The 10,791-nt window shown below is 45.4% G+C and carries 10 protein-coding genes; 5 read left to right on the forward strand and 5 right to left on the reverse strand.

Annotated elements, in window-relative coordinates; translation table 11 throughout:
* The 4 genes from rseP to uppS form a co-directional block, all read right to left on the reverse strand.
* On the reverse strand, window positions 1-1,286 hold a 1,286-nt coding region (rseP, locus tag ACKPQ4_RS04950), incomplete at its 3' end, for an RIP metalloprotease RseP (protein ID WP_407680100.1).
* A 30-nt stretch (window positions 1,287-1,316) separates the two neighbouring features.
* Window positions 1,317-2,471, reverse strand: a complete 1,155-nt coding sequence (gene dxr / locus ACKPQ4_RS04955; RefSeq protein WP_407680101.1) for a 1-deoxy-D-xylulose-5-phosphate reductoisomerase — start codon at window positions 2,469-2,471, stop codon at window positions 1,317-1,319.
* Window positions 2,468-3,328 (reverse strand): phosphatidate cytidylyltransferase, encoded by an 861-nt coding sequence (locus tag ACKPQ4_RS04960; RefSeq protein WP_407680102.1) that lies wholly within the window; start codon window positions 3,326-3,328, stop codon window positions 2,468-2,470. The genes dxr and ACKPQ4_RS04960 overlap by 4 nt, the downstream gene beginning before the upstream one ends.
* On the reverse strand, window positions 3,325-4,083 hold the full coding sequence (gene uppS, locus ACKPQ4_RS04965; protein WP_407680103.1) for a polyprenyl diphosphate synthase: 759 nt from the start codon (window positions 4,081-4,083) through the stop codon (window positions 3,325-3,327). The genes ACKPQ4_RS04960 and uppS overlap by 4 nt, the downstream gene beginning before the upstream one ends.
* Window positions 4,084-4,172: 89 nt before the next feature.
* On the opposite strand from uppS, the gene ACKPQ4_RS04970 reads away from it, so the two are divergent.
* The 5 genes from ACKPQ4_RS04970 (at window position 4,173) to ribF (ending at window position 10,070) form a co-directional block, all read left to right on the forward strand.
* Entirely contained in the window at window positions 4,173-4,445 is a 273-nt protein-coding gene (locus ACKPQ4_RS04970; RefSeq protein ID WP_407680104.1) for a 4a-hydroxytetrahydrobiopterin dehydratase, read from the forward strand.
* A gap of 346 nt (window positions 4,446-4,791) precedes the next feature.
* Window positions 4,792-7,314 carry an MFS transporter gene (locus ACKPQ4_RS04975; protein WP_407680105.1) on the forward strand — a complete coding sequence of 841 codons (2,523 nt, stop codon included), beginning with the start codon at window positions 4,792-4,794 and terminating at the stop codon, window positions 7,312-7,314.
* Between the two features lie 61 nt (window positions 7,315-7,375).
* On the forward strand, window positions 7,376-8,377 hold the full coding sequence (locus tag ACKPQ4_RS04980; RefSeq protein ID WP_407680106.1) for a DHH family phosphoesterase: 1,002 nt from the start codon (window positions 7,376-7,378) through the stop codon (window positions 8,375-8,377).
* On the forward strand, window positions 8,374-9,105 hold the full coding sequence (gene truB, locus ACKPQ4_RS04985; RefSeq protein ID WP_407680107.1) for a tRNA pseudouridine(55) synthase TruB: 732 nt from the start codon (window positions 8,374-8,376) through the stop codon (window positions 9,103-9,105). The genes ACKPQ4_RS04980 and truB overlap by 4 nt, the downstream gene beginning before the upstream one ends.
* A gap of 2 nt (window positions 9,106-9,107) precedes the next feature.
* Window positions 9,108-10,070, forward strand: a complete 963-nt coding sequence (gene ribF / locus ACKPQ4_RS04990) for a riboflavin biosynthesis protein RibF (RefSeq protein ID WP_407680108.1) — start codon at window positions 9,108-9,110, stop codon at window positions 10,068-10,070.
* Here ribF and ACKPQ4_RS04995 read toward each other — a convergent pair.
* Window positions 10,046-10,791, reverse strand: a 746-nt coding sequence (locus tag ACKPQ4_RS04995; RefSeq protein ID WP_407680109.1) for a DNA-formamidopyrimidine glycosylase family protein, incomplete at its 5' end; no start/stop codon positions are given. The two genes, ribF and ACKPQ4_RS04995, sit on opposite strands and share 25 nt — an antisense overlap.

Below are 10,791 nucleotides of genomic sequence, written 5' to 3' on the forward strand. Positions count from 1 at the left end.
AGGTTCACATTAATAAAAACAACGAACCAAAGAAGTTTCTTAAAGCCGATCTTCGCAAACACACTCAGGTGATTCACAATACCCACTGGTCCACTCATGTTACGGAGTTTTACATCAGATGCGGGGCTGACCAGTCCGCTAAGGGTTAGGTACATGTCTTTTACTCTGCTATAAATTAAGCTAAGGGGATTTGGGTAGGTGGTAACAATTTTGAACTCTGGACGAAATCCGATTAATCGACGAATGCTAGGAGCTCCGCCAACCATAATTTCTTTTTCAACCGGAAGTAATTCAACGGTTCGTTCTGGACCTCCTTCACCACCTTGGCAGACAACTAAGGAAATGCTTTTGTTATTATCCGTTTTTTCCAACATGTAAACGAGCTGAGCAAAGGAATGAATCACTTCTCCATTCATGGATACCAGTTGGTCTCCAACTTGAAGACCAGCTTCTACAGCAGGCATGCCTGGTGATAATTCCCCTATGAAAAAAGTTTCTTTTGGACCGATCCCAATTACCCTCATTTCTTCCGGACCCCAGACTTCGGGGTAGATTTCAAATTTTTCTTCCTTGCCGTTTCTTGAAACCGATAAATTGAGAAGTCTTCTGCCTTGTGCCGTTTGTTGCTTGCCGGTAATGATCCGGTTTTGAATGTCCATGAAGTCATCAACGAGGGATCCATCAACGGTCAAAATTTCGTCACCAGGCAAAAGGCCAGCTTTCTTAGCAGGTGAGGTGACCTCTTCACCTTCTTCCACGAGAGGATTCCAGCGTTCCACAGTATCTGCAACATAACCAATCTTGTTGGTCAACTGTGCATCAGTGACATCGTACCCGAAAAACCACAAGACAGAGGATAGAGTGAATGCGAGCAAAACATTGAAAACTGCCCCCATTACCGAAACGATCATCTTGTCAGTGTATGTGATCTTGGGCATCGGTTCATCTTTAGGTGCCTCATCCTCATCCTCATCAAAATCATCCCAGGCAGATGGGCGTTCTACTGGATCTTGGGAGTCCTGCCTCCGTTGCTCTTCATTACCCTCTAATCTCCCCATATCCGACAACTGCGGGAGGGCGACATAGCCCCCGAAAGGAATGGCAGACAACCGATATTCTACACCATTACGGGTCCATCCAAAGAGCTTGGGTCCAAAGCCAATGGAAAAGCGGGTGATGGTCAGCCCACGCTGGCGGGCAGCTAAAAAATGTCCGAGTTCGTGAATGAAAATAGTGAAACCCAGGGCAAAGAGGGCAATAAACAAAAAAGCAATGTCGAAGAGCATGGTCATGACTAAAAAGAAAGAGGGATGAGACTAAGCGACCTGAGAAATCGCTTGCTCGGTAAGGGATCGGGCTTCTTGGTCGAGGGCAAGTAAGTCCTCAAGTGCGTGAACTGAACGGTAATCGAAGTGGTTCAAAGTAATTTCAATCATGCGGGAAATCTTGCCAAAGCCAATTCGATTCGAGAGAAAGGCATCTACTGCCATTTCGTTGGCTGCATTGTACACTAAAGGAGCACATCCACCTTGTTCCAAAGAATGCCTCGCCAAACTGAGGCAGGGGTAACGGTCCAAGTCGGGTGGCGAAAAAGAAAGTTCCATAGCAGAGGAAAGGTCCAACCCCTGCTCGACCCCGGAAAAACGTTCTGGGAAGAGTAGTGCGTTTTGTAGGGCAAAGGTCATGCATGGGGGGGACATTTGGGCGAAGCTACAACCATCCGAAAAACGAACAATTGCATGAACAATACTTGGCGGATGAATCAGAACATGGAGCTTCTCTGGAGGGAGATCAAAAAGCCATTTTGCTTCAATTAATTCAAGGCCCTTGTTGGCCATGGTTGCTGAATCTACCGTAATTTTTGGGCCCATGTCCCAATTGGGGTGACGCATGGCTTGTTCTGGAGTTGCCTTATTTAAGTCTTCGATTGGCCAGTCCCGGAAAGGTCCGCCAGATGCGGTCAGGGCCAGGGAATCCAAGGCTTGTTCAGGTTGTCCCTGCAAACATTGAAAAACCGCATTATGTTCACTGTCTGCAGGTAAAATACGGGCTCCGGTTCGACGGGCGGTCTCCATGACTAGTTCGCCTCCTACCACTAAAGATTCTTTGTTTGCCAAGACCACATCCTTGCCGGCTTCAAGTGCTGCAAGGGTGGGGGCAAGTCCGGCCGCACCAACTACGGCAACCAATACAACATCTGACTCGTCCCAGCCTGCAAGTTCAGTAAGAGCATGAGCCCCAGTGGACAATTTAGATCCAGATGGAAGTGCAGGCGGAGAAGCGGGTGGCTGATGTAAATGAACTTTCTGCACTCCAAATTCTCGGGCAATGGAAGCGAGTTCATCTGCTTTTTGGTATGCCGATATGCCGATCAGTTTTAGCTTATCCGGGTGTTTGCGGATTACCCGCAGTGAACTTTTACCGATCGAGCCAGTGGCTCCTAATAATATAAGCTTCCTTGGGAAGCTCATGGATGGATCAATAATATGATAAAATATCCGGCTGGGGCGGACAGGATCAAGCTATCCGTAAGGTCGAGTAATCCACCAATCCCAGGAATGGACCCACCGGAATCTTTCATGCCTGCGAGTCGTTTCAATACAGATGCAATCAAATCTCCAATGACCGACACGAGTCCTATGACCAATCCCCAGCACGCTCCTTGTGAGGGATCGAGAGACCAGGCTCCAAAATCAAAAAGATGGGAAAGGTGATTCTCCGCCAGCCATGGAATCAAAGCTCCAATTCCTGCAGAGGCCCCCAATCCTCCAAGTAAGCCTTCCACCGTTTTACCCGGGCTGATCGATGGTGCCATTTTCGTACGGCCAATAGTTTTTCCAACTAGCAGGGCACCGATATCACTAAATTTCGCAACGAACACAATCCATAAACAGAAAAAGAGACCAAATCCGAGTGCTTGGGGATCAGCTGGAGACTCGACGATCCGCAAAATTCTTACAAAATAGTGAAGTAGAAAAGTGACGAATAATAAACCGAAAAAGGTGGGCAATAAGCGCTTTACATAGAGTCCGCGTTGATCTTGCGGGAAAACTACACAGGCCGCGGAGGAGAATAATGCCCCAACCGCGAGTGCATCAATGCCCGCACCTGGGAAATAAAAAGCGATAGGAATCATGCATGCCCCGGTAACTAGTCCGGTTATACGATTAGCGGCAAAACCAATTCTTCCAAGGATTGTGTAAACTTCGAATAAAGTGAGAGTTGCACAAAGGTTCAGGATCCACATTGCTCCGGGTTCTTTTAGTCCATAGACAATAATTCCGAGCAGTCCCCATAGGATTACGGTGGCAATAGTACGCAAGATCATGATGAGGCTAATGGTTGGGCAGGTTGTTGTATTTGCTCGCTGGTTTTTCCAAACCTGCGTTCTCGTTGGGCATAGTTTGATAGTGCTTGGATAAAAGCATCTCTACCAAAATCGGGCCAGTGTAAGGGGGATACGAAAATCTCCGCATAAGCTGCTTGCAGAAGGAGGAAATTACTCAGGCGAAATTCTCCTGACGTACGAATGATCAAGTCTGGGTCAGGAAGATCAGAGGTTTCTAGATAAGGAGAAAATTCTTCCCAAGTAGGAATATGGTCGGATGCAGGGTTATCTTGACCATACTTGGAAATCGCCTGGAGAACCTCCTGGCGGCTACCATAGTTTAAAGCGAGAGTGAGGTTCCAACGGTCATTGTCGCGAGTTTCATCGATGGTGTCTTCCACTATTTTGCGGGCAAAACCTGGTAGGCCGGAAAGATCCCCAATTGCCCGCAGTCGGATACCATCTTCCATCATTGATCGAAATTCTTTTTTAAGAAATTCCTCAAGGAGTTTCATTAAGCCGGATTTTTCATCCTTGGGACGGTTTTGATTCTCGGTACTAAACGCATAAAGCGTAATGTAAGGAACGCCCACTTCTTTGGCGGCATTAACAACGGCCCGAACATTTTCCACCCCGTTTCGATGACCGAATAATCTGGGCATCTTTCTAGAACGGGCCCAGCGACCATTGCCGTCCATAATCAGAGCGACATGTCGGGGAAGGTTGTTTTTTTCTTCGGGCGTGAGTTCAAGCATGGAAATTGGAAAATCCTATCTCAACGGGTTCAGGACCGATTGACAACGAGGAAAGCTTGGACTAACGATTTCAACCGATGATTAATCCCATGAACGAGGTACAAATTACCGAATCCTTAAAAGGTCTTCCGGGATGGACTTTTGAGGATAATAAATTGCAGAAAAAATATAAGTTCAATGATTTTCCAGAGGCGATGGCCTTTTTGGTCCGTTTGTCTTATGAAGCCGAAAATCGAAACCATCATCCCGAAATTTTTAATTGCTACAACCGAGTGGAACTTGCTTTAAATACCCATGATGCTGGGGGCAAGGTCACTGAATTGGATTTTGATCTAGCTCGTGCAGCTGAAAATATTTTTTAATTTTTTTTCCGACTCGTTTGAACCGTGCGTAGCGGTTTGATAGTCTCCCATTTAAAAAAAGTTTAGGGAAGGTTTGCTGAGTTCAGTCAAAGGTTTGGCCATTGGCTAACTGACCATTTAAATGATTGTGTTTGCCTGTAAGTACATCTGCTCGGATCGGGGTGCATATGGAATTGGTGACAAAGGTATTATAATCCGAAAAAAATAGTGAGAATATTTGGCTGCTTGCCTGAAGGCCAAAAGGCAGAGCCCATTAAAAAAAAGGTATAAAATGTAAATGGATTTCATTTCTGAAGTTAGTTTTAAAGTAAAATTGCCTGGCAACCATCAAATGGTAGGGGGGCGAATGAAATCGCCATGGATTCGAAGCAGGTCAAAATATAACATTATGCCTAACACCATGCCTGCTTTTCGCCGGACCATTCCCTTGCTGGTCTCCCAAACGATCGGGGCGTTCAATGATAACGCGGTGAAAGCATTTTTGCCTGTACTCGCAGCCTATCATGTTGGCAAGGAAAGTATGGACTTGGTGAACCAACAAGTTTCTTTTCTCCTTATTCTTCCATTTATCATCTTTGCTCCTTTAGCCGGTTGGACTGCGGATCGATTTTCTAAAAAAAGGGTAATTGGAGTCAGCCTGTTGGCTCAATTGATCGGGTTAGGTATTTTGGCTGCGGGAACCAGTTTCCAAAGCCTTGCTATTTGTATGGTTGGCTTTTTTTTCCTCTCCACCCAGTCCAGCTTTTTGTCACCCGCTAAGAAAGGCATTCTTAAAGAAATGGTGGGCTATGAACAACTTGGCAAAGCGGTTGGGTGGATGGAGATGCTTACCATTGTGGGTATACTAGTTGGTGCTTTCTCTGGTGCCGTTCTTTTTGATCGCTGGGTTGTTGGTCTTGGCGGTTGGGCAACCGCCCAGGCTATCACCTTGTTAATTGCCGGACTCGCCCTTGTTTCGTGGTTGGTTTATCTGCCAACTCCTGAAACCAAGGTTTTAAAGACCCGACCTTTCCACCCGCAAATTTTGTATTCTCATCTTGGTGATCTGGTCGATCTTTTAAAGCGTCCAGGCATAAAGTGGGCGGCCTTGGGGGATGCCTGTTTTTGGGCAGTGGGTGGCTTTTTTTACCTTTTGTTAGTCAAACTTTCTGGAGAGGTTACCGTGGGGAAGGTCGGAATGGGGAGTCTTTACGGATATTGGTTTTTACTTATGGGAATGGGCATCATGGTTGGTTGTTTGTTTTGTGCTTATTTAAATCGTGGAAGAATTGAGCTCGGTTTATGTCCGATCGGAGCGATTGGTATGACGCTAAGTTTAGTAGGGTTGTACCAAGCTACTGCACCTGGAGGTATTTTTGAGCTCCTTTGCATCTCCCTTGGTTTTTTTGGAGCATTATTTTTTGTCCCCTTGAACGGATATTTGCAGGATCGTGCAGGGGAGCAAGAACGCGGGAAAATCCTTGCCGCATCCAACCTGCTTACCCAATTGGGCGGAATCTCCCTAATCGGGACTCATGCCTTGTTTTCCAATGTTTTTGGAATGACTGCAAAAGAGGAAATGTTTGTTCTCATCGTTCCACTCGGCTTTGTCGCTTTAGTCTCTTTTATTTGTTTATTTGAAGATTTTCTTCGTGTCTGGTTCCATCTGTTTCTACGTATCTTCTATCGAATTAAAATCGAGGGTATGGAAAATTTCCCGGAACGGGGAGGCGTTTTATTGGTCAGTAATCATTTATCCTATGCCGACCCTGTTTTTATAGGAGCTGCGTTTCCTCGTAAAGTTCGCTACCTTGCACACGCTGATTTGGCCAATTCCCGTATTCTTAAATGGGTTTTTCGCCTAACCGAAACCCTAACTATCTCTTCGAGCAAATCGCTTGCCTCCTTTCGTCAATCAATTGAACGCTTGGGTAGGGGAGTTCCCTTGTGCTTATTTGCCGAAGGGGGAATTTCCCGAGTCGGAGTTACCCTAGGCTTCAAGCGAGGTTCAGTGCTCTTGGCAAAGTACGGAAAAGTTCCCATCCTACCTGTCTACCTTGATGGGGTTTGGGGATCGGTTTTTAGCCGGTCCGGAGGAAGTTTTTTCTGGAAGTTTCCCCGTTTCTTTCCTTACCGCATGTCGGTGCGGGTGGGGAGTCCAATAAGTTTTAATCAAGCATCTTCTGAATCAGTCAGGCAAGAGGTTTTGGAGCTTGGGCGACTGTCCTTTAATCAAAGAATGCCTTCACATGAAGAAATGAAGTACCAATTATGTAGGCAAATTTTCCGAAAAAGATCCGGTATATTTTTGATTAACCAAAACGGTTTGGAAATTAAATGGGATTCTTTTATTGAAGCAATTCGGGATCCAATCATCGAATTACCAAATCCTGCGAATGAGTGGGCGAAAAGGGTACGGGCAGTCACTAAGCATTTTGCTGAAGGCCATCGCGTTATCTACACAAACTGGATAAGATTAAAAGAGACCAACCTTTTAAATTGTGAAGGATTACTAATAGAAAAAAGTTCATTTGTGTGGTATGAGCAGTGGTTCCCTTGGTTTCCTCTTTTAAACAACCGAACGGTACTTGAATCTAAAACCGGTGAATGGGAGGTACTGAAAAAGGAAACCATTAAGGAGGGCAAATCATCTTATCGGGTAACAGGATTGGCCAGTCCTCTTAATGGATTGATTGCCTTGAATTTGCCAAATGAAAACGAGGGAGACACCATACAACCTGGACACAGGCATGGAACATTGGGTCGTTTGCTGCCTGGTTTTTCCTACCAATCAGTTTCTGGAGAATTGATTCTAAAAGGGCTAGGAATTGATGAGGAACTTATAAAAGCCAGAAATGTGGACCCGGAAGGTTTTTTACTTCCTGAGTGATTAAGTTCCATGCTTTTCCTCGTCATGCCTTTCTGTTAGGGTTTTCATTTTTGCTAAATCCATGAGTCTATTCCTCGATCAATCCGCCTCTTTTGCCCAAGCAATTTGCCAATTAAGAGATCTACCTATTTTGGTGCTTGGTCATCGCCGTCCCGATGGTGACTGCATTGGTTCTCAAGTTGCGATGACCCGGGTCCTGCTTTCTCTTGGTAAAAATGTTCGTGCGGTTAATCATGATCCCATTCCCCGTACGCTTTTGAAATTTGTAGGTGATACCCCTTTTTGCTCACCTGAACAAGTTCCCGATGGGGATTATCAAATTATCACCGTGGATTGTGCTGATCATGCCCGGGTCGGAGAAATTTTGCTGAAACGATTTCCCCAAGTTGATTTAAATATTGATCATCATGTTTCCAATACCCTGTACGGGAAAGAGAATTTTATACTCAGTGATGCTTCAGCAACGGGAGAAATTCTTTCAAAATTCTTTTTCGATTCCGGATATGAGGTCGACAAGGTAACTGCGGAGGCTCTGTACCTTGGGATTTGTACAGACACCGGACAGTTTTGTTATGCAGGAACCAATGCGTCGGTTTTCGAAGTTTGTCGCATGCTGTGCGAGAGAGGGGCAAGTCCTTCTGGAATTGCTCATGAACTTTATGAGAAAGAAAAACCCGGGCGTATCCAATTGCTCCAACGATTTCTAGCAAGTTTTCGTATGGAATTTGGAGATCGGGTGTGTGTTGGCAGTATTAAGGATAATTTCTACCAGGAGACTGGGACTAAGCCGGAAGATGCCGAAAACTTTGTGGATTATGCACGCTCTCTAGAAGGGGTTGATATCGGAGTTCTTGTTGAAGAGAGAGCGGGCAATATTAAGGGAAGTTTCCGGGCTAAAGATTCTAAGTTTCGAGTAGATTTACTTGCCAAGAAATTTGATGGCGGAGGTCATGCTTGTGCTGCTGGGTTTAATCTTTCCGGAACTTTGGATCAATTGTACGACCGATTAGTTGAAGAGATCGGTAAGCATTTACAATCGGTAGAGCAGGGGGATGTTTTATGAATAATCGTCAAGATATGGAGTTTGAGGGAATTCTTTTGGTTGATAAACCTCAGGGAATCACCTCCCATGATGTGGTCGATCGATTGCGCCGAAAATTAAGGATGAAGAAGATCGGACATGCTGGTACCCTTGATCCTTTGGCCACGGGTTTATTGATCATGCTCATCGGTAAAGCCACTAAGGTTTCCCAGTTCTTAATTAGCTTGGACAAGGCATACGAAGGCACTTTCCACTTGGGTGTGGAGACCGACAGCCAGGATGCTGATGGAGAAGTAATTGCGGAAAAACCAGTTAATGAAGATATAACTCAGGAAAGATTGATCAAAGAGATGGAGAGCTTTTTGGGTGATCAGTACCAAACTCCCCCCATGTTTTCCGCAAAAAAAATTGGCGGTGTCCCACTCTACAAGATGGCTCGTAAAGGAAAAATAGTAGAGCGTGAACCCCGGTTTATACGCATCAATGAATTAACTCTCAAAAGTTGGACTTCCCCGACCGGAGATTTTTTTATGGATTGTAGCAAGGGGACATATGTTCGCACTATCGTTCATGATTTGGGACAGCGATTGGATTGCGGTGCACACCTGAAAGCTTTGCGCAGAACTAAAATCGATCAGTTTGATATAGCCAATTCCCTGACTCTTGAGGAAATTAATGAAGTACCCTTGGGGGAATTTCATAACCACCTGATCCCCGTTCGCGAAGCTGTTCCTTCTCACGTTTTTTAAGCATGAAAAAAGTTTATGAATCGATTGCTCGATTCGGCCAGGAATGGGAAGGCGATGTGTGCTTGGCTCTTGGGATGTTTGATGGGGTCCATCGTGGGCATCAAGCCGTTTTAGACTTAGTTATTCAGACTGCAGATCAATGTCAGGGCGCTGCAGCTGCTGCCCTGACTTTTCCTGCACATCCCGCTGCTTTTTTAAGGCCAGGCAAAGAACCTTCTTTGTTGATGAGTCCGAGTGGTAAGGCTGAACAATTGATCCAATCCGGTATGTCAGCGGTTATTTTACAACCTTTTGATCAGGAATTAGCAGGGGTGGAAGCAGTTGATTTCTTACCTTTTTTACAAGCTCGAATTCCTAATCTTCGGGCAGTTTGCGTGGGGAAAAACTTTCGTTTTGGAAAGAATCGATCGGGCGATTCAGAATCTTTAGCAAGCTATGGAGAAGAGGACGGGCTTAGGGTGAGCGTGGCTGATTCTTTAATTTTTGAGGATATTACAATTAGCAGCTCTCGTATTCGCGAAGCTTTGGCATCTGCTAAGATGCAGAAAGTAAAAAAAATGTTGGGTCGAAACTATTCGGTTTTAGGAACAGTCCAGCAAGGAAAGGCATTAGGTGGAAAGATTGGCTTTCCCACGCTTAACTTACCGTGGAGTCCGGAGGCTCAACCTCCTTTAGGGGTTTATGCTGGCCGGGTGCAGGAATTAAACTCAGGGCAAGTGTTGCCAGCAGTGGCAAATTACGGATTGCGCCCAACGGTCGAAGTAGATGCTGGTGAACCTATCCTCGAGGTGCATTGCTTGGAATCTCCAAATTCTTCAATTTGGAAAGCAGGGACTAATTTATCCATGTCCTTGGACGTTTTTATACGGTCGGAAAAAAAGTTTTCGGGAGTGAACGAATTAAAGGCTCAAATTCGTAAAGATTGCCAACAGGCAAAAACTTATTTGGCTAGCTCCATGGACTGACGGGCGGGAGACCAGCAACTCGTCCGGCCGCCAATCTGTTCCCTGACCAAAAGGTTTTTAGATTTCGGACAAATCCCTCCATCTTTCCATCGATGATGAAATAGCCAGCCTTTTGGTGGGTCTCCTCCGTGTATACCAACTGACTTCATCGCTCCGCGGGCGACAAATAGAATCTCCTGGAAAAGAATATCACATAAAGGCTTTTTAATTTCTCCACTTCTGCAAGCTGGATGAATACAGGCACGCCAAAGAACTTCATCTGCCATCCAATTTCCCATACCAGGGAAGTAGCGTTGGTCAAGAAGGAGGGCTTTAATTGGTCTTTTCTTATGCCTGACAAGGGCATCCTTTATAATCTTTTTATCGAAGGATGGCTTGAGCATAGATATGGGTTGTTCGGTCCACCAGGCAGGTAGTTCTTTTCCGATGTGAAGGCGTAATCGACCAAATTGCCGAGGATCTCGAAAGACGAGCTTTTGCTTGGATTGAGTTAAGACTAATGCATCGTGTTTCGTTGGAGAATAGCTTTTGGATTCTGAATGAAGCCATCCAGTCATGCCAAGGTGCAACCCTAGCCAACGATTACCAGAAAAACTAAACAGCATTTGTTTGCCGTGAGTTTGGGAGGTTCGGAGGATGGTGCCAGAAAGTTCTTCGATAAAGGACGAACGATCATGTTCCCGGTAGACCCTGGATTTTGGATGAACGATAACATCCTGGA

It is taken from the genome of Candidatus Chordibacter forsetii (assembly GCF_964187505.1).
GTDB classification, from domain to species: Bacteria; Verrucomicrobiota; Verrucomicrobiia; order Opitutales; family Seribacteraceae; genus Chordibacter; species Chordibacter forsetii.

Coding starts and splice junctions, on each gene's coding strand:
- truB (WP_407680107.1), top strand. CDS start 8,374: ATGAATAATCGTCAAGATATGGAGTTTGAGGGAATTCTTTTGGTTGAT.
- ACKPQ4_RS04980 (WP_407680106.1), top strand. CDS start 7,376: ATGAGTCTATTCCTCGATCAATCCGCCTCTTTTGCCCAAGCAATTTGC.
- uppS (WP_407680103.1), bottom strand. CDS start 4,083: ATGCTTGAACTCACGCCCGAAGAAAAAAACAACCTTCCCCGACATGTC.
- ACKPQ4_RS04960 (WP_407680102.1), bottom strand. CDS start 3,328: ATGATCTTGCGTACTATTGCCACCGTAATCCTATGGGGACTGCTCGGA.
- ribF (WP_407680108.1), top strand. CDS start 9,108: ATGAAAAAAGTTTATGAATCGATTGCTCGATTCGGCCAGGAATGGGAA.
- dxr (WP_407680101.1), bottom strand. CDS start 2,471: ATGAGCTTCCCAAGGAAGCTTATATTATTAGGAGCCACTGGCTCGATC.
- ACKPQ4_RS04975 (WP_407680105.1), top strand. CDS start 4,792: ATGAAATCGCCATGGATTCGAAGCAGGTCAAAATATAACATTATGCCT.
- ACKPQ4_RS04970 (WP_407680104.1), top strand. CDS start 4,173: ATGAACGAGGTACAAATTACCGAATCCTTAAAAGGTCTTCCGGGATGG.